Source organism: Microbispora oryzae, assembly GCF_017896165.1.
GTDB lineage: Bacteria > Actinomycetota > Actinomycetes > Streptosporangiales > Streptosporangiaceae > Microbispora > Microbispora oryzae.
This window is the reverse complement of sequence record NZ_JAFCNB010000005.1, coordinates 386,670-413,533: the sequence shown is the minus strand read 5'-3', so window position 1 is coordinate 413,533 and position 26,864 is coordinate 386,670. Positions and strand designations below refer to the sequence as shown.

17 protein-coding genes and 1 tRNA gene are annotated in these 26,864 nt (G+C 67.8%); 3 read left to right on the top strand and 15 right to left on the bottom strand.

The genetic code is table 11. The features are described from left to right. Positions 1 to 132: 132 nt before the first annotated feature. The 5 genes from JOL79_RS12810 to JOL79_RS33965 form a co-directional block, all read right to left on the bottom strand. Positions 133 to 696: a hypothetical protein gene (locus JOL79_RS12810; RefSeq protein ID WP_210155976.1), complete on the bottom strand. Its 564-nt coding sequence runs from the start codon at positions 694 to 696 to the stop codon at positions 133 to 135. Between the two features lie 274 nt (positions 697 to 970). Then, positions 971 to 5,224 carry an RHS repeat protein gene (locus tag JOL79_RS12805; protein WP_210155975.1) on the bottom strand — a complete coding sequence of 1,418 codons (4,254 nt, stop codon included), beginning with the start codon at positions 5,222 to 5,224 and terminating at the stop codon, positions 971 to 973. A gap of 324 nt (positions 5,225 to 5,548) precedes the next feature. After that, on the bottom strand, positions 5,549 to 6,487 hold the full coding sequence (locus JOL79_RS12800) for a PrgI family protein (protein ID WP_210155974.1): 939 nt from the start codon (positions 6,485 to 6,487) through the stop codon (positions 5,549 to 5,551). Continuing rightward, on the bottom strand, positions 6,484 to 8,058 hold the full coding sequence (locus JOL79_RS12795) for a TrbL/VirB6 family protein (protein ID WP_372446763.1): 1,575 nt from the start codon (positions 8,056 to 8,058) through the stop codon (positions 6,484 to 6,486). The genes JOL79_RS12800 and JOL79_RS12795 overlap by 4 nt, the downstream gene beginning before the upstream one ends. A gap of 5 nt (positions 8,059 to 8,063) precedes the next feature. Continuing rightward, positions 8,064 to 9,350: a pilin gene (locus tag JOL79_RS33965; protein ID WP_230984653.1), complete on the bottom strand. Its 1,287-nt coding sequence runs from the start codon at positions 9,348 to 9,350 to the stop codon at positions 8,064 to 8,066. Positions 9,351 to 9,710: 360 nt separating this feature from the next. Here JOL79_RS33965 and JOL79_RS12785 point away from each other — a divergent pair, with 360 nt between their 5' ends. Both JOL79_RS12785 and JOL79_RS12780 read left to right on the top strand, forming a co-directional pair. After that, positions 9,711 to 10,715, top strand: coding sequence for a DNA-methyltransferase (locus JOL79_RS12785; RefSeq protein ID WP_210155972.1), 1,005 nt, complete (start codon positions 9,711 to 9,713; stop codon positions 10,713 to 10,715). Further along, entirely contained in the window at positions 10,712 to 10,918 is a 207-nt protein-coding gene (locus JOL79_RS12780) for a helix-turn-helix domain-containing protein (protein ID WP_210155971.1), read from the top strand. Before JOL79_RS12785 ends, JOL79_RS12780 begins: the two co-directional genes overlap by 4 nt. A 483-nt stretch (positions 10,919 to 11,401) precedes the next feature. Here the strand turns inward: JOL79_RS12780 and JOL79_RS12775 are convergent, their stop codons facing one another. After that, entirely contained in the window at positions 11,402 to 13,324 is a 1,923-nt protein-coding gene (locus JOL79_RS12775; RefSeq protein WP_210155970.1) for an AAA family ATPase, read from the bottom strand. A 448-nt stretch (positions 13,325 to 13,772) separates the two neighbouring features. Here JOL79_RS12775 and JOL79_RS12770 point away from each other — a divergent pair, with 448 nt between their 5' ends. Next, positions 13,773 to 13,988: a hypothetical protein gene (locus JOL79_RS12770; RefSeq protein WP_210155969.1), complete on the top strand. Its 216-nt coding sequence runs from the start codon at positions 13,773 to 13,775 to the stop codon at positions 13,986 to 13,988. 185 nt (positions 13,989 to 14,173) lie between these two features. Here JOL79_RS12770 and JOL79_RS12765 read toward each other — a convergent pair. The 9 genes from JOL79_RS12765 to dnaA form a co-directional block, all read right to left on the bottom strand. Then, a tRNA-Ile gene (locus tag JOL79_RS12765) sits at positions 14,174 to 14,250 on the bottom strand. 171 nt (positions 14,251 to 14,421) lie between these two features. After that, a complete protein-coding gene (locus JOL79_RS34995) occupies positions 14,422 to 15,330 on the bottom strand; it encodes a DUF3566 domain-containing protein (protein WP_307848501.1) in 909 nt (302 codons plus the stop codon). 125 nt (positions 15,331 to 15,455) lie between these two features. Further along, on the bottom strand, positions 15,456 to 17,969 hold the full coding sequence (gene gyrA / locus JOL79_RS12755; protein WP_210155968.1) for a DNA gyrase subunit A: 2,514 nt from the start codon (positions 17,967 to 17,969) through the stop codon (positions 15,456 to 15,458). A gap of 26 nt (positions 17,970 to 17,995) precedes the next feature. Next, entirely contained in the window at positions 17,996 to 19,939 is a 1,944-nt protein-coding gene (gene gyrB, locus JOL79_RS12750; RefSeq protein ID WP_443674003.1) for a DNA topoisomerase (ATP-hydrolyzing) subunit B, read from the bottom strand. A gap of 405 nt (positions 19,940 to 20,344) precedes the next feature. Next, positions 20,345 to 20,875: a DciA family protein gene (locus tag JOL79_RS12745; RefSeq protein ID WP_210155966.1), complete on the bottom strand. Its 531-nt coding sequence runs from the start codon at positions 20,873 to 20,875 to the stop codon at positions 20,345 to 20,347. After that, complete coding sequence (recF, locus tag JOL79_RS12740) at positions 20,865 to 22,061, bottom strand: DNA replication/repair protein RecF (protein ID WP_210155965.1); 1,197 nt, start codon at positions 22,059 to 22,061, stop codon at positions 20,865 to 20,867. The genes JOL79_RS12745 and recF overlap by 11 nt, the downstream gene beginning before the upstream one ends. Before the next feature lie 194 nt (positions 22,062 to 22,255). Continuing rightward, complete coding sequence (gnd, locus tag JOL79_RS12735; protein WP_210155964.1) at positions 22,256 to 23,200, bottom strand: phosphogluconate dehydrogenase (NAD(+)-dependent, decarboxylating); 945 nt, start codon at positions 23,198 to 23,200, stop codon at positions 22,256 to 22,258. A gap of 104 nt (positions 23,201 to 23,304) precedes the next feature. Beyond that, positions 23,305 to 24,444, bottom strand: coding sequence for a DNA polymerase III subunit beta (gene dnaN / locus JOL79_RS12730; protein ID WP_210155963.1), 1,140 nt, complete (start codon positions 24,442 to 24,444; stop codon positions 23,305 to 23,307). A gap of 524 nt (positions 24,445 to 24,968) precedes the next feature. Continuing rightward, complete coding sequence (dnaA, locus tag JOL79_RS12725; RefSeq protein WP_230984712.1) at positions 24,969 to 26,489, bottom strand: chromosomal replication initiator protein DnaA; 1,521 nt, start codon at positions 26,487 to 26,489, stop codon at positions 24,969 to 24,971. Positions 26,490 to 26,864: the final 375 nt, after the last annotated feature.

The following is a 26,864-nucleotide window of genomic DNA, read 5'->3' as shown; positions in this document are numbered from 1 at the left end:
ACGCGGTTCGGCAGCCCGCCGAGCCCGCCACCGCTCCCGACAGTCGCGTGGATCAACCCACCGACCCCCCAAGCACTCATAGCGTCCAAATAGCAGGACACTGTCTCAAAATCCTTGACAGGTACCGGGCAGTCAGTCTGCCACCCACAGGTACCAGTCGCCGCCGAGGTGACGGACCAGGTCGTCGAGTTCCCGCCCATCGCCAGGACCAGCGGGCAGGTAGGCCATGCCGTACTGCTCCAGCGACAGGAAAGACCCCGAGCCAACGATGGCGAAGCTGACACCGCCGTCCGAAAGCCGCTGGGGAGAGGTGACCGTAAAGAGGCCGACCTTTTCCTGTCCTTCGCCGACGGTTCCGGCCGCCACCGCGTGCGCATAATCGTCCAGGGCCGCCTCGGACAGCTTGAAACCAGCCCATGTACATGCCCCACTGAAGGCCGCCACCAGTGTGACCGACGCGATGAGTGGTGTCAGCGCGACCTTGAAGGCCGGCCGATGGCGCTTGTTCAGCAGTATCGCTGCAGACCAGGCGCAAAGGAGCAAGAGCCAGCCGAGAGGGACCGGCTGGTGAACCGCCCATCGAATTCCGGGGGTGACCGCCGCAGCCATAGTCACCAGCGACAACAGAGCGGTCGCGACCGCTAACACGGCCCACACTGACCGGGCAGTCCACGTGATCGTTCGCACCGAATCCACTGTCGAAATATACACCCTGGCCGTCTCACCAGATACCCGATTCGAAACGCCGAGACGGAATTCTCATCCCCAAGTCGAGCAGAGGTTGCGCCGGCTGCCACTCCAGCGCCGAGACATTGGCATCGCTGCAGCCGCCCCACCTCGCAACCTGTCAAGCATCGAAACGATGCTATCCATAAGCGAGGCGAGCGCGATTAGAACATATCGTGAGGGTGGACACGGTCCCGACCAAGTCCACCCTCACGTACTAGGTGTCAGCTTTGAGACGAGAGGCCTAACAGAAGCACTGGGGAGGAGCCAGGCTTCTGCGCTTGTATAAGCTCCTGCCGATATCGTACAGCCTGCGCAGGAGTGTATCTAATCCATTGATCGCATACTCGTGACTGAGGCTGGAATGCGAGCGCGCATAGTCACGGGCGACGGCATTGTTGTACTGGTCGCGCCGCGAATCCGCCGGATCGTCGGCTGCGAACTCGTGCGCGTCACCCACATATTTCGCGGTCTTGGCCCCCAGGACCACGGTCATCGCACCCATCCACATAAAGTGCCGGACCGCATTTTTTTCGAAACCGTTCTTTATTTTCTTAACGCGAGCTTCGACTTTGGTTCCTATTTTGTTGACCAGCCGACACTTGGTCACCCCGATATGCAGGCAGGCAGACCCTTCTTTCATCAGCTGCCAGATGTTCGTCTGCCCGTTGAGGTCCTCACAGTTTTCGGGATCACCTCCGCAGTACTCATAGGAATTGCTGTTTCCTCCCTCGACGGGGTCGATTTGGAGAAATCGGCCGGTGGCGGGGTTGTAGAGGCGGGCACCCATAAGGATGATATCGGCGACCGTGTCGCTGGCTCGTTGAGCACCTCCTAGCCATTCGTAACGGTCACTGGTGTTGACAGCACGGTCCAGGCCGTATTCGGTCTGTTCTGTGTAGTTGTCGACGCCCGTGGCGCTACTGCTATCGACACAGGTGGCGACCACGTCGCCATGCAGGTTCGTGAGCTGCAACGTGAGTGTGCCGCCGCTGGTTTGCGTGGCCTCCAGACCCGCGAACGCGGTGACGTTCCGGGTCCAGCTACCGTTGGCCTCGGCGATCCAGCCGGGTGAGTCCCCGCCGCCGGTGTAGTGGTTGGTCTGGGTGCCGGCCGAGGACGTGGTCTGCCGGATGCGGCCGAGCGGGTCGAGGGTGAAGGTCTTGGTCGTGGACGCCTGGGTGAGCGTCCTGACCATGTCGCCCGCGTAGTAGCCGACCGTGACCGCAGCGCCATTGGTCGTGGACGCCGCCGGGACAGCCGTGGTACGGCCGAAGGCGTCATAAGAGTACCCGGAGTCGGTGATGCGGTCAGTGGAGTCGTAGGTGTGGGTCGCCGTGGTCGGTGTGTTCGAGGTGGAGCAGGAGCCGTCGGCGGCTGAATAGGCCGCTTGGGACGTGCGGTTCGTGTTCACGTCGAACCCGTAGGTGCGGGTCTCGCACGACAGGTTGTAGGTGTCGGCGACCTTGGTGAGGCGTCCGGCGGTGTCGTAGGTGTAGTGCTGCAGGCTGCCGTTCGGGCCTGTCGTCTCCACCGTCCGGCCGTCGGCGTCGGGGATCGCGGTGAACGCCAGCCAGTTCACGCCCGACTTCGTGTAAGTGAGCCCTCTCTGCTTGCCGGTGTCATCCCACGTACTGGTGGCGGTCAACCCGTTCGGGTACACCTGCTTGACGAGGTTGCCTGCGGCGTCGTAAGCCGCTGTGAACGACCCGATCGTGGAGACCGCGATCCCCGTAGGCAGGCCGCGCCGCTCTGCCTTACCGGCGGCGTCAGTGCCGTCGTAGGCGTAGGTGTAGGTGCCCTTGCCGTCGTTCACCGTCGCGACCCGGCCGGTCGCGTCGTACGTCGTGACGGCGGTGTTGCCGTCGGCGTCCGTGGTCGAGTACGCCCGGCCGAGCGCGTCGTAGGCGGTCGTGACCGAGACCCCGCCGGCGGTGACGCCGGTCTGCAGGCCGGTGGCGTTGTCGTAGGTGTAGGTCTTGTCCGGCAGCGGAGTGCTGCTCACACCGGTCTCGGTCATGCTCGTCGTGGCCGTACGGCCCGCCGCGTCGACCGTCACCGTCGACGTGCGGGTCGCCGCGCCGGACGTCTCGACGGTCTGGGCGGTCTGCCCCCAGTAGCCGTACGAGACGGTGGTGACGGGCAGAGTCCCTCCGCTGGAGGGGTTGGCCGCTGCGGCGGTGCGGCAGACGAGTCCGGCCCACTGCGGCTTGCCACCACAAGTCGGGACAGAGGAGTTCGCGGCGGCGGTGTAATAGGTCATCGTGGTCGTGCCCGCGTCGGTCCCAGACGAGGACGGCATCCGTCGCTCGATCTGACGCCCGGCGTCGTCGTACCGGACCTTGCGGACGATGTCGGTCCCGCCCGTGACGATGGTCTTCTGATTGGTCGGCTGGAAGAGGTCCCAGCCGGAGGGGTCGCCGGAGACGATCGGGTCGTAGCCCGTCTTGTCGGTGTGGATGTCAGCTGCTGTGACCGTGCCGCCGCCGTTGACGATCAAGGGCTTCACGGTGGTGGTGGTCACGAGGTGGTAGTCGGTGTCCGGGTCGGGCTTGCCCTCGTCGTAGGTGTAGCCGGTGTGCTGGCGAGCGGATACGAGCGTGCCATCGGCGAGCATCACCTGGTGGGCAGGGCCGTCACTAGTCAGGACGTCCCCGTCGTCGTTATAGCTCGTGAGGTCCGCCAGCAGGTCGGCCCGCTCGGTCGAACTGGCACGCCCGGCTACATAGGCGTCCGTGGAGGAGGTGGGCGCGAGCGCCTCGGCGCGGTTGCCCGGGCTCAGGTCCCACACGGTGTTGCCGTTGTCGTCGTAGCGGGTCGCCGAGACCTGCCAGGTGCCCGCGCCGTACGTCGCGGTGTTCACGGCGCGGCCGTTGACGTCCATGTACGTCAGCACCGCGTACGGGTAGTCGGCCGCCGCCGGAGTGTAGGAGCCGTCGCCGGCCTGCGGGGGCACATGCCAGGCGGGGAAGACCGCAGCGCCGGTGCGGGGCAGGTCGGTGGTCTGCGACCAGGTCGCGGCCGTGGTGCCGGTGACGTCGACGGGCGAGTTGATCGGCACCCCGTACGACACAGCCTGCACGATGTCGGTGGCGCCCGCCTCGCGCTGGACGTCCGCCAGACGGCCAGAGGTGTCGTAGTTCATCCGCCAGGGGTTGAGCCCAGGTGGGGTGATCTGCGAGACCCGGCCCGCGCCGTCGTAGTAGTAGGTGACGGTCAGGTTGGTGCGGGGGTCGGTCACCGTGCGCAGGTGGCCGGTGGAGTCGTAGGCGTACATGGCGACGGTGGTGGTCTTCATCGCCGACGTGGCGGGGTCGTAGGCGGTATAGGAGATGGCCTTGGCCAGGCCGGTGTAGTCGCCCCAGCCGCTGGACACGCCGGTCGCCGTGGTGCTCGAGGCGTAGGTGATGTCGAGTGTCTTGCAGCCGGCGACCAGGGTGGTGCAGGTGACCCCGGTGGGGACGGGGGCGAGCATCCGGCTCACCCGCCCGGAGGCGTCGTAGGTGTAGGTGGTGGTGTTCTCGCTGCCCGCCTCGTCGATCGACGTGGCGGCCCAGGCACCGCCGTTGGCCGTGAAGACGGTCTTGGTGCCAATGGTGTCGGTGTGGGTGAACTGGGTGGCCGAGTCCTTGGTCACTGTGGAGCCGTCGGAGGCGTCGGAGATGCCCTTGAAGGTGCCGTCGGCCTGCACGGTGTAGGTCTGGGTCGAGCCGTCGGTGCCGGTGAACAGCACGTAGCCGGCGCCGGAGTGGTCCTCGAACCGCATGCCGGAGACGCTGGAGGCCCCGCCGGGGAAAGACGCGGTCCAGCCGGGGCCGAAGACCCCCGCCGCGCCTGTCGCGGTGGCCGGGGCCAGGGTGGTGTGGCCGCGTGAGACCGACAGATCGAAGGCCGTCACGTCCGTGGTGGAGACCGAGTAGTCGCCGGTCAGCAGCGACACTTCGCCGGGGCCGAGTTGCTGGGTGGCGTAGGAGGAGCCGAAGGCGGTTCGTTCCAGGGTGAATTCGCGTGCGTCGGAGCAGGCCTCGCCGGAGGCGTTGACGAAGCAGGCGCGCACCTGGACGGGGCCGTCGCCGCGTCCCGCCGCCGCCATTGTGGCGGCGACGTCCCAGTACAGGGAGCCGAAGACGGCGCTGGTTCCGTTGGTTACGGTGGTGTACGGCCAGCCGGGGATCGGGGTGGCCGAGCCGGGAACGGTAACGTTCGCCGGGGGGATCGCCGCCCACGTCCCGGAGCTGCTGACGTCGGCCTTGTACTCGTACCGGACCCCGGTGGCGCCGGGGGCGGCCCGGGAGCCGAGGGTGACCGCAGCCTGCGTGCGGTCGCCGGCCAGCGGAGCGGTGACCTCGCCCGCGCCCACGCCGAAGCTGTAGGTGGTCACCGTGGAGGTGCGCAGCGCCATGTCGCGAGCCTTGACCGACAGCGTGTGCCAGCCCTGGGCGGGGTCGATCGTGATGGTCTTGGCGTCGCCGCCGCCTCGACGCCAGCTCCTGGGCATCCTCGGCTGCGGCCTCCGTGCCGGGATCCAGGAGCCGCCCGTGCTCCTGATCGGAGCGGAGCCCTGATTCCAGGCGGGCGAGCTGCTTTCGGAGCCGGTCGGCGGCGACCAGGGAGGGCAGCGGATCGATGTGCACCGAGACGTCGAGCCGGCCGGGGTATGCCAGCAACGGCTCCAGCCATCCGGGGGCGACCTCGCGGGGGAAGCCGGTGACGACGAGCGTGGCGCAGAAGCCGTCGGCCAGATGCAGGCAGCGGGGCCGAACCTGGATCGAGTCCGGGCCGATGCCCGAGGGCGGAGCAGGCGTACGGCGGAGACAGAACTTCATCGGTGGTCTCCCCTGCTGATCACTTCGTCGGGGTGGGAGAGCAAGGCCGCAGGCAGGGGCGGGGCCATCGGATCGAAGCAGGAGGCCAGCAGTGCGCTGACGGCTGCGGCGTCCAGCGGGCGTACGGTGAGCCCACACGCGCCCAGGAGCCGAGCCGCCTCGTCCAGGCGGCGGTAGGCGCGAGCCATGGCCGCGGTCGCGCCGTTGGCGCCGATGGCGGGTTCACGGATCACCAGCAGGACCTGACGCCGCAGCAGCTCGTGACGGGTGGCCAGATCCGTCAGGAACATGGCGTGCTCGCGGGCCGCATGAGCCAGTGCCGGGTGGGGGAGCAGGGGGATGCACTCCTCGAGAGCGCCAATCGTCGTGGCGAGGTCGACGCGCTCGGCGCGGACCAGGATCTGCACTCGCTCGGACAGCGAGTTCAGCCAGCGTCCGAAGGCGGCGACCAGCCCGTCCTGCTCGTCCGGGGTCCGCAGGGCGAAGCTGACGGTGGAAACCTCGGCGATCGCGACGATTCCGTCCGGCCCGAGGTCGATCAGGCCGTCCTCCGCCACTCTGCGCGCCGGCAGCTTGAGCAGTGCCGGGACAGGGGCTCGACTGGCCGCGATCCATGCGGGCGGGGGTGCGACCACGTCGGGCACGGAGACCAGGCGCTTCGCGGACCAGTGGTATCGAAGGGCGGCGAGGAGGAACTGGTCGAGGCTGACACCGTCATGCGTGGCTACGCCCAGCAGGATTCCCAGCACCGCCACGAGCAAGGTGATCGCCGCGAATACGGCGAGGGGAAGTCGCTCACCGAGCGTCGTATAGACGAGGTAGAGAGTCGCACCAGTGACGGCGAGGATGGCCACCTGCCGAGCGGTGAATCCCCAGACGATCCGGTCGGGCTGTTCCACATCGGCGGGGATGCGGACGACTTCGCTCCAGCTCATCGTCCATCACTCCCTCGCTGCCCGCGCCTACGGCGGCGAGGCGGAGGTGGCGGCTTACGTCGTCCAGGGTTCTCGGGCCAGTCCACGGACCCCGGGATGGGAGCGTTCGGAGGCACGATCGGCTGCACCGGTCGTTTGGGTGCCGCCGGAGGGACGACCGTCTGGCGTGGGGGAGGCGGCGAACTGGTCCCCGCGCTCCGTAGCCAGTACATCTGGCTGAGCCCGGCGGGCCCGGCGGCGTAGTAGTTCTCGCGCGGGTAGCCGAAGACGGGAGTGGACGGCGGAACCGGGCGCGAGGGTACGGGCGTCGGGCGGTACTTGCCCTGGACCGGCGGGGCACTGGGAGCGTGCTTGGCGACCGCCGGCTGCCAGTTCGCCGCATTGACCGGACGGCGAGCGGCGACGGGAGCGTGCTTTGCCGGTCCGGCACCTCCGCGCGCGGCGGCAGCGGCAGTTACCGCAGTGGCAGCGGACGCGGCAGCCGTACCGGCAGGGCCTGCCGCCAGGGCGGGCAGGGCGTGCCTGACCGTTGCCGTGTTCACGGCACGCCTGGCCGCACCGACCCTGGAGCCCTTCTTCAGGTGCAGGGCACTGAGAAGCGGACTGGTGACCTTGTACGCCAGGGCGTACTTGACAATGCGCACCACACCGAGACCGCGGCCGCCGGGCAGGAACATCACCCGTGAGACCCAGGTGGGGATACGCACCAGGACGATCAGCAGGACGAGGGCGAGAAGCAGGTTGTAGAACGGGCCCCGGCCGGTCAGCCCCATGACCTCGCGGCCGTCCTGGTTGAAGAAGACCCGTACGGCCGTGACGAGCGTGAGCGACTGACAGATCTGGATGAGCAACAGCCCGGTGAAGACCCGCCACCACAACCGTGCCAGACCGTCCGTCTGAGGCAGGGCATGGCAAGCGAGGGCCAGCGGGGCCGCGACCACCAGCAGGGTGGTCAGGGCCACTCGGAGCACGAAGGTGATGAGCAGGACCACGAGCAGCACCACGGCCACGAGGGCGAGCAGGATGTAGAAGATCGGCGATGCGTCGGGCAGCAGGACGAGGAGGCGGATCGCGTTGGCCGCCCTGCGCGCGTCGAAGCCCTGGCCGAGCAGCGCCTGGGCGATCGCGTTGCCGAGATCGATGGCCTTGCTGGTCAGCAGGAAGCTGGCGTTGGCGACCAGGAAGGCCACGACGAGCCGGGGCAGGATCTCTTTGATCGCGTACCTGGTCTGGACGGTCTCGTAGCTCATGGCCAGAATCCCGCCGACGGTGGCGAACAGGACGAAGGATCCGTTCGCGATGACCAGGGTCACGTGCCACAGGTCCTCGATCCGTGCCTGACCGTCGATGCTCGGCGTGGCCAGCAGCGTGGCGGCCAGGGCGTCCAGCAACGGCTTGATCGCGGATCCGACGAGCTCGGTGAACCAGGCGTTGATCTGGTTGGTGATCCAGTCGCCGATGCCGAAGCTGATCCCGGTGTTGCCGCTCGGGAGCGGTGGCAGTTCGAGCGTCGGCGACGGACTGGGCGAGGGATTAGTCCACAGGGTGTGGATAAGAATCTCGATGACCATCGCCGTCACCCGCCGACGATGTGCTTGAGCACATTGACGAACAGCGGTGCCAGCACGGCCAGGGCGTAACCGAGGGCGGCGGCCTTGAAAGCGACCTTGGCTTTCTGGACCTCGCCGGGATCCCCACCGGCGACCAGGTAGCGCAGGCCACCGATGGTGAACATGAGCGTCGCCAGCGTGGCGAGCAGCCCGACGATCCAGTTCCTCAGGTTGGTGAAGACCTGGTCGAGCTGGTCCGGCCGGGTCGGCGGAGCAGCGGCGTGAATCACGGCAGTCGCGTTGCCGCCGTCGGCCAGGGCCGCGGCAACGAGGACGGCAATGATTGCCGCCGCTATGCCGACGACGAGCAGGACGCGGACGACGTGCCGCCGCGGTTTCCGCAGTGCCGGCAGGTGGGGGATCCGCGCGGAGCCGGTGAGGCTGCCCCGGCCTCCTTTCCTCGTGGTGGTGTCGGGTTGCGTATCCGAGCTCCGGCTCCGCGCGGAAGTCATGGGGACGTCCTCCTCCACCTCTCTAGAAGGGGTGGAGGAGATCGTTAGGGACGTAGCTGCCTCGACTTCGCCGCTCAGGACGGCTTCGACGAGGATCGGTTCGCAGCGCTGGCGGCGCTTCTTGGCCGCTTCGGTGGTCAGGCCGAGCTGTCGGGCGGCGTCGGCCAGAGTGCGCTTCTCCAGTCGGGTCATGCCGATCAGTTCGGCGTCGACCTCGCTGATGACGCCCTTGGCGACGGCGTCCAGGAGGACGAGGTCCGGATGTCCCCAAGGGACGGCAGGGGGTGCCGATTCCTGGAGCGGAAAGCGCCGGGCCCCTCCGGCCTCCGCGTTCTCCCGGGCGCGCTCGCCGGCCCGCTTGGCCGCGACGCACATTCGGGGGAAGACCCTCGGGCTGTCGAGGTCGGCCGTACGGATCGCCTCGATGAACGCGGTCAGGACCTCGGTGTCGATGTCTTCCGGATCTCCGGCAACGTAGCCGCGGCAGATCCTGCCGCTGATGCCGCGCAGTGCCGGTACGGCAACGCCGACGGCACTCACCATCCACTGCGGGCCGTCTTGCCGGGCCCGCGTCACGAGCAACCGCCAGACCGCGTCGCGGGCGGCGTTCGAGCAGGAGGGGTGGATCAGCACATCCCGCAGCTCGATCAGCGACATTCGCCGGCGGGGAAGGCCGTGCCCGACCTGTCTGCCGTCGACGGCGAGGCTGCTGGGCGCGCAGGCGAGCATCCGGAAGGCGCGCTCGGCGATGTCCAGGGGTGACCGGTCCAGGCCGGCGGTGTCGGATGGGCTCGTGCTCATCGGGTTCTCCACGGCGAGAGGGATTTCGCTTCGTCGAACCCGGTTGTAGGAGGGGCCTCTGGCACGGCTCCGGCGCCAATCCCCCACTGCTTCTGGCGCGCCTCTGGCATTTGGTGGTGCGGCATTTCGAGAGGCGGCCGCCAGAGCGACGCCAGAGGTACAAAGGCACTCTCACCAGGGCTGACGGTTCACGCCGGAGCGGTGCCGGAGGCCACTGCTGCACTCAAAGCGCGTATCTGAGTTCCGCCCCGGAACAGAAATGGAAGTAACGAGCACGACCTGGCTTCAGGTCCCCCGCCAGCCGGCCTCGGCCGGGCGGCTCCCTCTCGTGCGGGCTCTCTCCGCGCCGGGGGAGGCGTGATGAGGGTCCCGTACTGGCGAGACGACCACGCCACCCTGCACCTCGGCGACGCACGCGAAGTGCTCTCCGAGATGCCCGACCGCTCCGTGGACTGCCTGGTGACCAGCCCGCCCTACTACGGGCTTCGGGACTACGGCCCCGGTCAGTACGGCCAGGAGCCCACGCCGGACGACTACGTGGAAAACCTCCGCGCCACGTTCGCGGAGGCCCGGCGGGTACTGGCCAACGACGGCACCTGCTGGCTCAACCTCGGCGACGTCTACGCCGCCAACTCCGACGGGTACGCCCGCGGTGACAGCTACAACCAACGGCAGCCGGTCGTACGGCCCCGTTCCCGTCGCATCGTGCCGCCCAAGAACCTGCTCGGCATGCCATGGCGGGTCGCCTTCGCCCTCCAGCAGGACGGCTGGATCCTGCGCAACGCGATCGTCTGGTCCAAGCCCAACGCCATGCCACAGTCGGTCCTGGACCGGCTCTCCACCCGCTACGAGCTGATCTTCCTGCTCGTCAAACAGCGCTTCTACTGGTTCGACCTCGACGCCATCCGCGAGCAATACACCGGCGACCGCTCGCTGTCTCGCCGCTCCCGGCGAGGCGGGATGAAGCGCAACGCCATCCAGACGCCCTGGCCGCCGGTCGGCAAGTACAACCTGGCGGAGTCAGCCGGCGCACAGCACGGCACCGCTATCCGCCCCACCGGCCGAGCCCATGATGCGGCCAACCCGAACGGCCGCAACCCCGGCGACGTCTGGAGCATCTCGACCAGGCCCTACCGGGGCGCCCACTTCGCCCCGTTCCCGATCGACATCCCGCTCCGTGCCATTGCGGCCGGCTGCCGCCCCGGCGGCACCGTCCTGGACCCGTTTTCCGGAGCGGCAACGACCGCTCTTGCCGCCCGGCAACTTGGCCGGCAGTTCATCGGCATCGAACTCAACTCGGACTACTGCAAGCTCGCGGTAGCGCGGATCCGCGAGGCATCGGCAACGGCAGGAGGCATCGAATGAAGGACATCACCCTCCGAGACCTCCAGGACCTCCCGCCGACGCTGGACCTCATGACCGCCGCGAGGATCCTAGGCATCGGCCGCACCAAGGCCTACGAGCTGGCCAAGAAGGACGAGTTCCCCGTCCGGACCATCCGCATCGGGGACCTCTACCGAATTTCTACGCCAGACCTGCTGAGGCTTCTTGACGGTGACATCCGGTGAAGATACCGAGGGCCGCCTTCCGCTCTGGCCGGAGTCGCGCCCACCGGGCTCTCCAGCTCGTTCACGGTCGCGTTCACCGAAGTGTCCGCCGCCTTCAACGCCACGTCCGCCGACCTTCCCACGCGCAGGCCTCGTCACTGCGCCACACCGTGCCCGTCTTGAAGGAGTCACCACCGGGCGCGGGGCAGTCGACGCTGTTCGTCAGCCGGGTGAGGCGTTGGCGGCTGACGTCCAGCATCACTCGCCGATCTCGGCGGTGCCTACGGGCTGAGCAGCTCAACCCCATGTTTCGGCTCGAGTCCGAGTGAATCGGCTGCACCGCCGTCGCCCGCGCCGCTGGCAAGACCATGAACGGGGGAGATCGCTCGCTGCGCTGCTGAGGGCACGGACAACGAAATCAAGACGAAAGCGCAAGCGGCTCATGCTGTGACTCGCCGGTGACTGCCAGAGGCGGCCCGATCGAGGTCGGGCTGCCTCGACGTTCTAGGGGAGGAGGCCGTTCAGGCGGGCAAACAGCTGCACTGCCCGGGAGACGGTGACGGAGCTGATCTTCGGCAGAAGGGTAGCTTGCTCGCGAACGAGCACTGCGGCCGGCCGGTAATGATTGAACTTACCCAGGCTGTTCTGTTGGAAGTAGCTCTCAATCTGTCGCACTACTCGGGGATCGTGGGCGTTGAGGTCGGCCGCGGTGAGAGGCGTGGTCAGTTCCTTGGCGTAGGCCAGGTTGACCAGATCGAGGTAGAAGTCCGTCTCGAAGAGGTCTTCGATGTCGGCGTCAGCGGTGCCGGTGACCTCGCTGATCTGGACCAGGCCGTTGGCGCCGAGCTGTCCGTTCTCGCGTAGGCGCTTGACCGCGCTGACATCCTTGGTGCTTGAGTCGACTAGGACCGCGACATTGAGCTTGTTGGCTCCGAGCAGGCTGACGAAAGTGGAGAGCTTACCTGCCCCACCGATCGGAATCTTGACCCAGCGAGGATCGAGGCCACGCTGTCCGCCCTTCTCCACGACATCGGTGAGAACGTCGAGATAGATCAGGTCGCTCGGACCTTCAAGGAGGAGGTTGTGCTCGCCGATGAACAAGGTCTGGGTCATATCGATACCCATGGCGGTGAGCAAGGGGAAGATGGTGTCCTCGTCGGCCTTGAAGATCTCCGCCGATACCTTCGTACCTACCTTGTCCTGGTCAACGACGGTGCGGACCCTGTCCAAGTGATCGGGCGAGACGAGGAACGGGGAGTGAGTCGTGTACAGCACCTGATGCTTTGGGGCGAGCCGATCATCGATCAGGCGGAGCAGATCCTCCTGAGCGCGGCCATGAAGAGACAGTCCGGGCTCGTCGAGGAGCAGGATCAGGTCCTGCTCCGCGTCCTCCTCGATCTGGTTGAAGTAGGCCAGGAACGAGAAGAACCAGACGAAACCGCGAGACCGCTCATCGAAGGGCACGGAGGCACGGTGCCGATGATTGTGGACGCGCACCTCGAGAATTGGCCCCTCGTGGAGCGGCGGTTGGGCGTTCTGCTCGGGAGGCAAGATCTTGAGCTGCACTTCGAGTTCGTTGTTCTGTGACCAGTACTCGAAGACTTCGTCTGAGATCAGGTTGCTAGCGTTCTCTAGTTCACGGGTCAACCTTTCATGGTTGTCGGTGGCGAGGAAGTCTTCGAGTTTGGCACCGGCCATGGACAACAGGCTGAGGAGTGCGTGCTCGCCCCGCTTCAGTTCGTCCTGGGCGCGTCGCCTCATCAGGTCGGGGATGGACACCTTTCCGGGCATCGTGTCGTAGTCCGCGAAGTAGACGAACTTCGGCATGGCCGGGAACACGTGCTTATCGACGACATGCAACCGAGCACTGTGATTGCGCCATCCTCCGATACGTTCCGCCACCTGCTGGAGCGCGGACGGGACCTCATCCAGGGAGGTGATTGCAGCGAACAGCTCTTCGATAGTCGTCGCCGCGCCGATGGCCGTGGCTGCGGCAGAGGATAGGTCCAGATCCTTGCGCAGGTGGTCCAGCACCGCCTTTTCGTCGACCTGAACACTCATGCGACCCCTCGCGTCACGGTAGCCGCGCGTGTAGACCACGTTCGGGTCAGTCACGGCTCCTTCGCCGAGATCCTCCTCGATCTTCTCGATCTCGTCGTCGCCCATGCGGAAGGACAGTTTGACGACCGGGATCATCTGATCGGCGTTCCATCCCTTGCGCAACCGAGTGTGCCGCGAGGGGAAGTCGACGATCTCGTCAAATTTCTTGTCGGCCTCGACAGGATTGGAGCGGAAGATGGCTTGCAGGACAGCTGTCTTACCGGACTCGTTCTTGCCCACCAGACAGGTGACGTCCGGCTCAATGGCGAACTCTCCGGAGTCTTCCACGGACCTGTAGTAGGTGACATGGGCACCGGTCAATTGCACGTACTCCTCCTTGAGCTACGTGATCGGCAGGTACGCGTCAGATCGGAACGAGGAACGGTCCACTAGGGGGCGACCGTGTGCTCCATCGGAGACTGGGTACCGTCCAGGTGCGAATTGGGAAGGACCCCGGGCGTTCGTCACCCACGTGCGACGCGCACTGGGGTTCTTTGCGTTGCGTTGATCGAAGCCTACTCCCGGTGCCCGACAAAACCGCGCTATTCGAACAAAGCTTGCTTTGTGGCATCCTGATTTGCGGTCTCCTGCTATCGCCGCATGTCATGGTGGGTCGGGACCAGCGGGAACGAGATGGAGGCGCTCGTGCTCGACGGCCGTCAGGTCCTCCACGTACGCGGTCTCGCTAGCACGCCGCTTACTGCGGTGGCCGAACTTCGCGCCGACTCCTGGACATCGCTGACCTGTCACGGCCATCGAATTGCCTCCGTGTGCGATGGGGCCGCGCGCGGCGGGACGTCACCTGCCGGCCCACCTGATGCGCGCGGATGCGGCTGACCTCGACGCCGATACTGACAGCGCCGTCGCGCACGCCAATGCCACCACCCGACGCGCCGATCTGATTGCCCAAGACCTAGCCCATCGGTTCGACCTGACTCACCCGCTCGCCGGGCCACTGCTCAAGAGCGGGTTGGTGCCCAACTGGACCTGAAGCGCCAGTGGCGTAGATCTTCCGTGTTCAAGCAACCAGAAATGATCGTCCAGGTCGAACCTGGTGCTGTCGATGCAGACTGATCTCTGTCACCTGGTCGGGGCTGGCCCACTAACGAGTGGCTAACAAACGATCAAAAGGCCAGATCCCGGATCTTGGGAACTGGCCTTTGAGCTGGTACTTCGTGGTGGGGCTACCAGGACTTGAACCTGGGACCTCTTCCTTATCAGGGAAGCGCTCTAACCGACTGAGCTATAGCCCCGCGTGACGCGCATCGAAGGTTACCCCATCCGGATTCCGGAGGCGAACCGCCGAACGAGGTAAAGCTTACCGTGTCACCGCGAGTGGTGGAGACGTCAGCCCCCAGCCACCGCCAGGCCCCCACCCCGTCCGGCCACCGCCCCGTCGTGGCGGCGGCCGTGGGGGTCGTGGCCTACTCCGCCTCGCTGAAGGTGACCTCCACGCCGCCCACGAGGTCGGAGGAGACGTTGTAGATCACCGCGCCGAGCGTGGACAGGGCAGTGATGAGAACGACGTTCAGCGCGCCCAGCAGAGCCGTGTAGCCGAGGATCCGCATGGGGTCGAACCAGCCGCTGATGTTGATGGTGACGCCGCCGGCGTCGCCGTTGGCGCCCTGCGTCAGCTGGTTCACCGCGTCGGTGATGGACGAGAAGACGCCCAGCGCCGAGAGCACGCCGTACAGGACGGCCACGGCCACGAACAGCACGACGAAGCAGACGAGCGACACGACGAAGCTGAACTTCATCGCCGACCACGGCTCGATCCGGCGGAGCACGAGGTGGGCCTTGCGCGGGGGCCGCAGGCCGGTCTTCTTGCCCTTGCCCGTCTCGGGCTTCGCGTCGGACGCGCCGAAACTCAGGCCGCGTACGGCCGTGTCGGCGAGGGCGCTGTCCGCGGAAGCGGAGGCTGAGGCGGTCTCGGCCTTCCCGGCCGCCGTCCCCGCTGCACCGTAGGGCCGGGACGGCGACCCGTTCGAGGCGCCCGAGCCGGATCCGGGCCGCCCGGCAGGCCGGCTGCCCGTCCCCGTCGTCCCGCCCGTACGGGCGGAAGCCGACGCGGAGGCCGACGCCGAGCCGGACGACGACGTCGATGAGGAAGACGGCGAGGAAGTCGATGAGGAAGAGGACGAGGAGCCGGCCACGGCGGGCTTCTTGAAGGGGGCCGTCGACTCGGAACCGGTGACGGGCTTGCCGCCCCCCTTCGGCTCTTCGTCCTTGGCCGTCCGGTTCCACGGCTGGTCGGCGGCGGACGTCCTGATGCGTACGGTGTCGTTCGACGTCGACTTGTCGGTGGACGTCACGTTCTCTTTCTCCGGGGCCACGCCCCGGACGTTATCGCCATCCTGTACCCGCGCGGTAACGCCGTCTTTCATGTTGGACGAGGCCGGGCGGGCCCCCGCCGGCTTCTTGTTGGGAGTCGCGGGCGTCCGCGAGCTGCCGGTGTCGCTCATGCCTCGTCTCCTGCCCCGTTCTCCTCGATCTCCTCGCCGGCCAACGCCTCGGCGTTGCGAGCGAGGGCAACCACGCTGTCACCTTCGGCCAGGTTCATCAACCGTACGCCCATGGTCTGCCGGCCGGACTGCTTGATCTGGCCCGCGCTGGTCCGGATCACCCCTCCGGCCGACGTGATCGCGAAGACCTCGTCTTCGGGGCGCACCATGACGGCTCCGACGAGCTGGCCCCGCGCGCTGACGATCTTCGCGGTCAGCACTCCCTTGCCGCCCCGGCCCTGCACCGGGTACTGCTCGGCGGGAGTGCGCTTCGCATACCCGCCTTCGGTGGCGATAAGCACGTCCTCCCCGTCCTGGATGACGTTCATCGAGAGGAGCTCGTCGCCGTCGACGAACCGCATGCCGATCACACCGCTCGTGGCCCGGCCCATCGGCCGCAGCGCCTCGTCGGACGCGGTGAAGCGGATCGACTGCGCGTTCTTCGACACGAGCAGCAGGTCGTCGCCCTCGGAGACCAGTCGGGCGGCGATCACCTCGTCGTCCTCGCGCAGATTGATGGCGATGAGGCCGCCGGTCCGCGGCGAGTCGTACTCCGCCAGCCGCGTCTTCTTGACCAGGCCGCTGCGGGTGGCGAGGACAAGGTACGGCGCGACGTCGTAGTCCCTCAGGTCGAGGATCTCCATGACGTGCTCGTCGGGCTGCATGGCGAGCAGGTTCGCCAGGTGCTGGCCCCGCGCGTCCCGTCCCGCGTCGGGCAGCTCGTACGCCTTGAACCGGTAGACCCGGCCCTTGTTCGTGAAGGCCAGCAGCCAGTGGTGGGTCGTGGTGACGAAGAAGTGCTCGACGATGTCGTCCTGGCGGAGCTGGGCGCCGCGGACGCCCTTGCCGCCGCGCTTCTGCGCCCGGTAGAGATCGGTGCTCGTACGCTTCGCGTAGCCGCCACGGGTGATCGTGACGACGACGTCCTCCTCGGCGATCAGGTCCTCGATGGACATGTCGCCCTCGTAGGCCGTGAGCTCGGTCTTCCGGTCGTCGCCGAACTTGGCGATGATCTCGCTGAGCTCGTCGGAGACGAGCCGCCGCTGCCGGCTCGGCGAGGCGAGGATGTCCTGGTAGTCGGCGATCTGCGTCATCAGTCCGTCGTACTCGTCCTGGATCTGCTGCCGTTCCAGGGCCGCCAGCTTGCGCAGCTGCATGTCGAGGATGGCCTGCGCCTGAAGCTGGTCGATCTCCAGCAGGGACATCAGGCCGCCCTGGGCCTCCGCCGCCGAGGGCGACCGCCGGATCAGGGCGATGACCTCGTCCATCCGGTCGAGCGCCTTGAGCAGACCGCGCAGGATGTGGGCCCGCTCCTCGGCCTTGCGGAGCAGGAACCGGGTCCGCCGGACGACGACCTCGATCTGGTGCGCCACGTAGTGGCGGACGAACTGGTCGAGCCGGAGCGTCCGGGGAACGCCGTCCACCAGGGCGATCATGTTGGCGCCGAAGGTGGTCTGGAGCTGGGTGTGCTTGTACAGGTTGTTCAGCACGACCTTCGCGACGGCGTCGCGCTTCAGCACGATCACCAGCCGCTGCCCGGTGCGCGAGGAGGTCTCGTCGCGGACGTCCGCGATCCCGGTGACCTTGCCCTCACGCACCAGCTCGGCGATGGTCAGCGCCAGGTTGTCGGGGTTGACCTGGTACGGCAGGGCCGTCACGACCAGGCACTGCCGTCCCTTGGGGTCTTCCTCGACCTCGACGACGGCCCGCATGATGACCGAGCCGCGTCCGGTTCGGTAGGCGTCCTCGATGCCGCGGCGGCCCACGATGAGCGCGCCGGTCGGGAAGTCGGGGCCCTTGATCCGGGCCATCAGCGCGTCGAGGAGTTCCTCATCCGTCGCCTCAGGGTTGTCGAGGGCCCACTTGACGCCCTCGCCGACCTCCCGCAGGTTGTGCGGAGGAATGTTGGTCGCCATGCCGACCGCGATGCCGGCCGAGCCGTTGACCAGGAGGTTCGGGAACCGCGACGGCAGGACCACCGGCTCCTGGGAACGCCCGTCGTAGTTGGGCTGGAAGTCGACGGTGTCCTTGTCGATGTCCCGGAGCATCTCCATGGCGATCTGCGCCAGGCGGCTCTCGGTGTACCGCATCGCCGCGGCGGGGTCGTTGCCCGGCGAGCCGAAGTTGCCCTGACCGTCGACCAGGGGATAGCGCAGCGACCACGGCTGCGCGAGCCGTACGACGGTGTCGTAGATCGAGGCGTCACCGTGGGGGTGATAGGAGCCCATGACGTCACCGACGATGCGCGAGCACTTGAAGTAGCCGCGATCGGGACGGTAGCCGCCGTCGAACATCGCGTACAGCACGCGGCGGTGCACCGGCTTGAGGCCGTCACGGACGTCCGGCAGCGCACGGGACACGATGACCGACATCGCGTAGTCCATGTAGCTGCGCTGCATCTCGGACTGGATGTCGACCAGCTCGACGCGCTCTCCAGGGGTCCCGGGCGGCGGCGTGTTTACTTCCGTCACGAAAAGTCCTTTTGATTAATCCCTGGTCAGACGTCGAGGAAGCGGACGTCACGGGCGTTGGTGATGATGAAATTCCGGCGTGCCTCGACGTCCTCACCCATGAGCACGCTGAACAGGTCGTCGGCCTGGGCTGCGTCGTCGAGGGTGACCTGGCGGAGCACCCGGGTCTCGGGGTTCATCGTGGTCTCCCACAGCTGGGCGGCGTTCATCTCGCCCAGACCCTTGAAGCGCTGCACACCGTCGTGCGTCCGCGGGTCGCGCCGGCCCCGCGCGATGCCGTCCTCGATGATCGCGTCGCGCTCGCGGTCGGAGTACGCGTACGAGGCGTCCTCACCCTTGCGGTCCCACTTGATCTTGTAGAGGGGCGGCTGCGAGAGGTAGACGTGGCCGGCCTCGATCAGCGGGCGCATGAACCGGAACAGCAGCGTCAGCAGCAGGGTGGTGATGTGCTGGCCGTCGACGTCGGCGTCGGCCATGAGGATCAGCTTGTGATAGCGCAGCTTCTCGATGTCGAACTCGTCGTGCACACCGGTGCCGAGCGCGGTGATCAAGGCCTGGACCTCGGTGTTCTTGAGGACCTTGTCGATCCGCGCCTTCTCGACGTTCAGGATCTTGCCGCGGATGGGCAGGATCGCCTGGAACTTCGGGTCGCGGCCGCCCTTCGCGGAGCCGCCGGCCGAGTCGCCCTCGACGATGAACAGCTCACACTTGTCGGGCTCCGACCACTGGCAGTCGGCCAGCTTGCCGGGCAGGCCGCTGCCGCTCTCCAGCAGTGACTTGCGCCGGGTCAGGTCGCGGGCCTGCCGGGCGGCGATCCGGGCGCGGGACGCCTGAAGCGACTTGTTGATGATCTCCTTGGCCTCGCCCGGGTTGCGCTCGAACCAGTCGCGCAGGTGATCGTTGCAGGCCTTCTGGACGAACGACTTGGCCTCGGTGTTGCCCAGCTTGGTCTTGGTCTGGCCCTCGAACTGCGGGTCGGCCAGCTTAACCGAGATGATCGCGGCCAGCCCCTCACGGACGTCGTCGCCGCTCAGGTTGTCGTCCTTGCCCTCCTTGAGGAACTTCTGCTCGCGCGCGTAGCGGTTGACGATGGTGGTCAGCGCCGCGCGGAAGCCTTCCTCGTGGGTGCCGCCCTCGGCGGTGTTGATCGTGTTGGCGAACGTGTAGACCGACTCGCTGTAGGAGGCGTTCCACTGCATGGCGATCTCGACCGAGATGCCGTCGCCGTGCTCCTCGAAGTCGATCACAGAGGTGTGGATCGCGTCCTTCTTGGAGTTCAGGTGCGTGACGAAGTCGGCCAGGCCGCCCTCGTAGTAGTACCTCGCGACCTTGGGCTCGCCGTTGATGTGGTCGGGCCGCTCGTCGGTCAGCGTGATCGTGAGGCCCTTGTTGAGGAAGGCCATCTCCTGGAACCGGCGCGAGAGCGTCTCGAAGTTCCAGGTGGTCGTCTCGAAGATGCCCTGGTCGGGCCAGAAGGCGATGGTGGTGCCGTGGTCGTCGGTCGGCTCGCCCTTCTGCAGCGGCGCAGTCGGCTTGGCCGTCACGTACTTCTGCCGCCACACGTGCCCGTCGGTGCGGACCTCGACCTCCAGGCGCGTGGACAGCGCGTTGACCACCGAGGCGCCCACGCCGTGCAGACCGCCGGAGACGGCGTACGACTTGCTGTCGAACTTGCCGCCCGCGTGCAGCACGGTGAACACGACCTCGACGGCCGGACGGCCCTCGGCGGCGACGATGCCGACGGGGATGCCGCGGCCGTGGTCCGCCACCCGCACGCCGCCGTCGGCCAGCAGCGTGACCTCGATGTGGTCGTTGTATCCGGCCAGGGCCTCGTCGACGGCGTTGTCGACGATCTCGTACACCAGGTGGTGGAGACCGCGCTCGCCCGTGGAACCGATGTACATGCCGGGGCGCTTGCGGACCGCCTCCAGGCCCTCGAGAACGGTGATAGAGCTAGCGTCGTAGGACAAGTGTGAAATCCTCCTGCCGCGGACACGCGGCGGGGACCCCATGCGCTGGCTGCCCCTGCCGTGCCCGTCACCGTCGTGAGTGCCCCGATGCGCCCGCCCAGGGGGAATCGGCCCCAGCGGGGCCGGGGGTGGCGCAAACCGGACGTGTCCTTGAGTCCGTCTACATTCTACCGGTCCGGACGACCGCAGGGGGCATTCACGGGCGCTGTGATGCCCTGTCGCTTGATGATCATGTTTCCGAGCACCCCCCACGCGGAAAGGGGGTAATCGCGTCTGGCGCGATTTTGGCCCGGTTCGGCCTCCCTGACTCACGCGTTCCCGCTGCCCGTACATGGGCTTGTCCGGACGCCTTCCCAGGCTTCCCCTGCCGATCGCGGCCGGTTGTGCCGAGTCACCCGCGCCGGCTCAGCCGTACGTGTCACCCGGTCCGGAGCCGCCACGCACCCGAAGACCGCCGCCGGGCCGGGGGCCGGCCGACGGGGCGCGCACCTTCACACGCGTCACCGTGCCGTCGCCCAGCTCCTCGTTCAACCGCCTGACCAGCGTGGACGCCAGGAGTCGCACCTGCGTGGCCCAGGCCGTGGAGTCCGCGGACACCACCACCTCGCCGTCCTCGAAGGTCTCCGGAACCGTGTGTGCGGCCAGCTCAGGGCCGACGATCTCGCGCCAGCGGCCGAACACGCCGCCCACCGCCGCGGGCTGCTCCCAACCCCGTTCGGCCAGGAGATCGCGGATCGCCCGTCCGAACGGCAGGGGATCGCTCGCGTCGCGTCGCGGGCCGTCCTTCCCGCGCCGGCGAGGCTCCGTACGGGGAAGCTGGCCGCGCCGCGCGGCGTCGGACTTGGCCTGGGCCAGCTTCTCCCGGGCGAGCGCGGCACCGCGCGCGGCCGACCCGCCGGGCGACTGTCCACCGCCTGTGGACGACTCATCGGACACGGGTCACGCTCCCCTCCGAGACGGTGAACCGGGTGCCCGCGAACTCACCGGGCACGTCATCCGGCACGGCCGCGGTGATGAGCACCTGTTCCGCCGGCGCCACGATCTCGGCAAGACGTCGCCGGCGCTGCCCGTCCAGCTCGGCGAACACGTCGTCGAGGATGAGCACGGGATCGCCCCCGTCCGATCGGAGCAGCTCATAGGCGGCGAGCCGGAGCGCCAGCGCGAACGACCACGACTCCCCGTGGCTCGCGTAGCCCCGGGCGGGCAGCTCGCCGAGGCGCAGCAGCAGGTCGTCGCGGTGTGGCCCGACCAGGGTCATCCCGCGCTCCAGCTCGGTCTGGCGGACGTGCGCGAGGGCGGATCTGAGCCGTTCGGCGCATGCGTCCCGGTCTGTCCCCAGGCTGGGGACATCTGTGGACAACACCTCCTCATCGGAGGCGCGGTACTCCAGGTCGGCCGCTCCCGAGCTCGGCGCCAGGGTCGCGTACGCCTTGGCGACCAGCGGGCGGAGGGTCTCGACCAGCTCGACGCGGGCGGCGGTCAGTTCCGACCCGTGCCGCACCAGGTGGGAATCCCAGATCTCCAGGGTCGTGAGCACGTCACCCGCGCCGGCCGACGCGAACGCCGCCTCGTCGTCCTGCCGGCGCGATCCGCGGCGCCGTCCCGCGCGGGTCGCGGCAGCCGTACGCAGGAGGGCGTTGCGCTGCTTGAGCGCGCGGTCGTAGTCGGCCCGTACGGCGGCGAACCGCGGCGTGCGCGCGACCAGCAGTTCGTCGAGGAACCGCCGCCGCTCCGAGGGGTCGCCCTTGACCAGGGCGAGATCCTCCGGGGCGAACAGCACCGTCCGCAGCAGGCCCAGGGCGTCACGCGGACGGGGGACCGGCGAGCGGTTGACCCGGGCACGGTTGGCCCGCCCCGGGTTGATCTCCAGCTCGATCAGGGCCCGCCGGTCGTCCCGGATCACGACCGTCCGTATGACCGCCCGCTGCGCCCCGTGCCGGACGAGGGGGGCATCGGTCGCGACCCGGTGACTCGCGTGCGTGGCCACATAGCCGAGGGCCTCGACCAGGTTGGTCTTCCCCTGCCCGTTGGGGCCGATGAAGGCGGTCGCGCCGGGCTCCAGCTCGATCTCGACCCCCGCGTACGAGCGGAAGTCGGTGAGGGACAGGGCGGCCACGTGCACGTCGCAAGGCTAGTACCCCGCGCGCCGGTGCCGGGCCGTGGTGACGATGTGGACAGAGGTGTGCCGGTGACTTGCCGAGAACGCCCAGGTTTGTCCACAGGCTGTGGGAAATCTCCGGATGGCCGGACCGGCCCCGAACTCTGTCCACAGCCTGTGGGCGGCCGCGCCTAATCGGCGCCTGGATCAGGGCGGGATCAGCGCTCGGTCTCCGCGGGCGGCGAGACGTCGGCGCCGGGGGAGTCGGCCCCCTTCGCGTGCTGGCCCTCGACGGAGGTGATCGCGTGCCCGCCGAACTGGTTGCGCAGGGCGGCGACCATCTTCATCGCCGGCGAGTCGTCCTGCCGGGACGCGAACCGGGCGTACAGGGAGGCGGTGATGGCCGGCAGGGGCACGGCGTGGTCGACGGCGGCCTGGACGGTCCACCGCCCCTCGCCGGAGTCCTCCGCGTAGCCCTTGAGCTCGGCGAGGTCGGGGTCTTCCTCCAGGGCACGCACGAGCAGGTCGAGGAGCCACGACCGGATGACCGTGCCGTGCCGCCAGCTCTTGAACGTCCCCGGCACGTCGGTGACGGCGTCGCTGGCCTCCAGGAGCTCCCAGCCCTCGGCGAAGGACTGCATCATGCCGTACTCGATGCCGTTGTGGACCATCTTCGCGAAGTGACCGGCGCCGACCCCGCCTGCGTGGACGAAGCCGTCCTCGCCCTCCGGCTTCAGCGCCTCGAAGATCGGCATGAGCCGGTGGACGTACTCGTCCTCGCCGCCGACCATGAGCGCGTAGCCGTACTCGATGCCCCACACGCCGCCGCTCACGCCGACGTCGACGAAGCCGATGCCGTCGGTGCCCAGCTCGGCGGCGTGCCGCTGATCGTCCTTGTAGTTGGAGTTGCCGCCGTCGATGACGGTGTCACCGGCGGACAGCAGGGCGCCGAGCTGCTCGATCGTGGCCTGGGTGGGCCCGCCCGCGGGCACCATGACCCATACCGCCCGAGGCGCCTCAAGCCTCTCGACCAGCTCCTTCAGGGTGCCGACGTCGCTCTTGGCCGGATCGCGGTCATAACCGACGACGTCGTGGCCGGCCCGGCGGAGCCGTTCCGCCATGTTGCCGCCCATCTTGCCGAGCCCGATCAGCCCGATCTGCATGTCTGCCACCCCTCAGAACCCAATGCGCTCACGACGCACGCCGTACCCAGACATAAGGGGTCCATACCCCGGGCAGATGCTACGCCCGGGGGTCAGGGGCCCGGTCAGCCGGACAGGCGAATCGGCATGATCAGGTAGCGGTAGTCCTCACCCGCGCCGTTGTCCACAGGCTTTCCGCCGGTGAGGATGGCGGGCTTGGTGGGTGTGGTGAACTGCAGGCGGGCCACGTCGGAGTCGATCGCTCCGAGCCCCTCCAGCAGGAACTGGTGGTTGAACGCGATGTTGATCTCGTCGCCGTCGAACTCGACGGGGAGCGCCTCAACCGCCTGCGCCTCGTCGCCGCTGCCCGCCTCCAGGACGACCTCGCCGCCGCGGAAGGACAGCCGCACCGGGGTGTTGCGCTCGGCGACGAGCGCAACACGCTTGACCGCCTCGACGAACGACGCTGTGGGCAGCTCCGCGGACGCGGAGAACTCGGTGGGCAGCAGCGAGCGGTACTTGGGGAACTCCGGGTCGAGCAGCCGGGTGGTCGTCCGCCGGCCCGCGCTCGAGAAGCCGATCATGCCCTCTCCCGTCCCGCCGGCCGAGCTGAGCGCGATCTCCACCTCGGCGCCCGTGCCGCCGAGCGCCTTCGCGGTGTCGGCGAGCGTCCGGCCGGGGATCATCGCCACCGCCTCGAAGTCGGGCTGCTCCGGCTGCCACTTCAGCTCGCGTACGGCGAGGCGGTAGCGGTCGGTCGCGGCGAGGGTGACGGTGTCTCCGGCGATCTCCATGCGGACGCCCGTGAGCATGGGGAGCGTGTCGTCCTTGCCGGCGGCGACGGCGACCTGCCCGACGGCGGAGGCGAAGACGTCGCTGCCGACGCGGCCCGCGGCAGGCGGCATGGCCGGGAGCGACGGATAGTCCTCCACAGGCATCGTCAACAGGGTGAACCTGGCGCTGCCACAGGTCACCACCGCCTTGGCCCCGTCGACCACGAGCTCCACCGGCTGGGCGGGCAGGGCGCGGGTGATCTCGGCGAGGAGCCGGCCCGATACGAGGACCACGCCCGGCTCCCCCGTCTGCGGCTCGAGGGTCACCTCGGCGGACACCTCGTAGTCGAAGCCGGACAGCTTCAGCTGCTGCTCGCCGGTGACCTCGAGTCGCATGCCGGCGAGGACCGGCACCGAAGGACGGGCCGGAAGGCTGCGCGCCGTCCACGCCACGGCTTCGGCGAGCACGTCGCGATCGATCCGGAACATCACGGGGATCAGCCTCCTGGGTGTCGCTGCTTCGTCAAGTGTTCCCTCTCCCGCGCCTGTGCGCCCAGAGAACCCCTTCTATGGTTCTTGAGTTCCTGAGAGAGAGATAAGTAAGTCATCTCATTAGGGAGCGTGGATATGTGGATGTCGAGCATTTTCGCAGCTCACGCGAGTCGCTTCATCCACCGGGCGTGTGGGGGAACCGTGGACGCGCCCCCTGTGGACTGTGGGCGGACGACCTGTCCCCACATCGCTTCCCCAGGAGAGCGGCCCTTCATCCACGAGTAATCCACGATGTTTCCACCGGTTGTCCACGGGGAAGAAGGGCGTTCTGGGGCTGCTGTTGCGGCTGCGCACAGGGCGTCCCCAGGTCGTCCACGGGTAGTCCCCAAGCCATCCCCAAGCTTTCCCCATGTTCGTCCCCAGGCCGGAGCGGAGTCTTGCCGGTGAATGGTGGAGTGGTGACCGGCGGATGGCCGGGATGAGGACCAGCGATTTGATCCACAGAGATATCCACAGCCTGTGTATCAACTGTTGCGTGCGCGCTGTTTGATTCGCGTCGTCAGCTCGTTGACCTGGTTGTACATCGACCGCCGCTCGGCCATGAGAGAGCGGATCTTGCGCTCGGCGTGCATGACCGTCGTGTGGTCTCGGCCGCCGAACTGCTGGCCGATCTTCGGCAGCGACAGGTCGGTCAGCTCCCGGGCCAGGTACATCGCGATCTGGCGGGCCGTCACCAGGGCCCGCGAGCGCGAGCTGCCGCACAGGTCGTCGAGCGAGACGCCGAAGTATTCGGCCGTGGTCGACATGATGAGCGAGATGGTGATCTCGGGACTGGCGTCCTCGCTGATCAGGTCCTTGAGGACGATCTCGGCCAGGCCGATGTCCACAGACTGCCGGTTGAGGCTGGCGAAGGCCGTCACCCGGATGAGCGCGCCCTCAAGCTCCCGGATGTTGGTGGCGATCCGGCTGGCGATGTACTCCAGGACGTCCGGCGGTGCGGCGAGGCCCTCCTGAATGGCCTTCTTCCTGAGGATCGCGATGCGGGTCTCCAGCTCGGGCGGCTGGACGTCCGTGATCAGGCCCCACTCGAAGCGGTTGCGGAGCCGGTCTTCCAGGGTGACCAGCTGCTTGGGCGCACGGTCGCTGGAGATGACGATCTGCTTGCTGGCGTTGTGGAGCGTGTTGAACGTGTGGAAGAACTCTTCCTGCGTCTGCTCCTTGCCCTCCAGGAACTGGATGTCGTCCACGAGCAGGATGTCCACAGCCCGGTACCGCGAGCGGAAGCCGTCCGCCTTGTGGTCGCGGATGGAGTTGATGAAGTCGTTGGTGAACTCCTCCGAGCTCACGTATCTGACCCGAGCCCCGTCGTACAGGCTCTGCGCGTAGTGGCCGATCGCGTGCAGCAGGTGGGTCTTGCCCAGCCCGGAGTCGCCGTAGATGAACAGCGGGTTGTACGCCTTGGCGGGTGCCTCGGCCACCGCGACCGCCGCCGCGTGGGCGAACCGGTTGCTCGCGCCGATGACGAACGTCTCGAAGGTGTACTTGGCGTTGAGCCTGGCGGGCTCTCCCGGGGTCGTCCGTCCGCCGCGCACGTCCCACCGGTGCTGCGCGGGCTCCGGCTTGGGGGGCGGGGGAGGCTCGGGCGAGTATCCCCCGGCGCGCGGCGGTTCCTGCACATGCTGTGGATACTGCGGATGATCGACGTGACCGGAATCCCGCTGGGGTGGGGCGTTGTCGCCGGTGGGGAAGCCGTGGGCCTGGGGACCATGCTGTGGATAACCGGTGGACGAAGGCGGCGGGCCGGGGTGGCGCTGCTCCTGGGCCGGGCCGGCGGTGGCCGTGGGGTCGACCATCACCGCGATGCGCACCGGGCGTCCGAGCTCCTGGGAGAGCGCGTGGACGATCAGGGGGCGCAGCCGTACTTCCAGGACCTCCTTGGCGAAGTCGTTCGGCGCGGCCAGCAGGATGGTGTCGTTGATTAACCCGGAGGGCTGCGTCATCTGCAGAAACGCCCGCTGCTGTCCGGAGACTCCCTCGTCGAGCAGGGTCCCGAGAGCCCGAGCCCATACAGCGTTGAGATCGACGCCTTCCACGGCTCGGCCCCTCCTTTCGCGCGGCCCCGCTCCCTCGCCGCGATCGGTCTTTTCGTCAACGCGCCCGGCGTGTCCAGGCCATGCCCATGATCAGTGATCCACAAGGGATCCACATGATGTGCACAGGCCGCACACGTGTCCCCGGGCACAACCACGCTGATGGAGGAAGGGCCGGAGGGTCGACAGTAGCGGTGTCCGCGACGTGCGTTCAAGGCGTTGTCCACAGCCTAGTGGCCCATGGTCGCGTGCCGTACGCGCTTGGGGGCAAGGGCGCCGGTTTGACCTATCGCCGATACCCTCGTAACGTGTCCCGGTCGGCTAATCACG

What these genes read in the sequence shown, in the direction of transcription:
- JOL79_RS12805 (WP_210155975.1), bottom strand. Translation starts at nt 5,224, where the DNA reads ATGCCCAGGAGCTGGCGTCGAGGCGGCGGCGACGCCAAGACCATCACG.
- gnd (WP_210155964.1), bottom strand. Translation starts at nt 23,200, where the DNA reads ATGCAGATCGGGCTGATCGGGCTCGGCAAGATGGGCGGCAACATGGCG.
- JOL79_RS12780 (WP_210155971.1), top strand. Translation starts at nt 10,712, where the DNA reads ATGAAGGACATCACCCTCCGAGACCTCCAGGACCTCCCGCCGACGCTG.
- JOL79_RS12785 (WP_210155972.1), top strand. Translation starts at nt 9,711, where the DNA reads ATGAGGGTCCCGTACTGGCGAGACGACCACGCCACCCTGCACCTCGGC.
- JOL79_RS12770 (WP_210155969.1), top strand. Translation starts at nt 13,773, where the DNA reads ATGGGGCCGCGCGCGGCGGGACGTCACCTGCCGGCCCACCTGATGCGC.
- JOL79_RS12800 (WP_210155974.1), bottom strand. Translation starts at nt 6,487, where the DNA reads ATGAGCTGGAGCGAAGTCGTCCGCATCCCCGCCGATGTGGAACAGCCC.
- JOL79_RS12795 (WP_372446763.1), bottom strand. Translation starts at nt 8,058, where the DNA reads ATGGTCATCGAGATTCTTATCCACACCCTGTGGACTAATCCCTCGCCC.
- JOL79_RS33965 (WP_230984653.1), bottom strand. Translation starts at nt 9,350, where the DNA reads ATGAGCACGAGCCCATCCGACACCGCCGGCCTGGACCGGTCACCCCTG.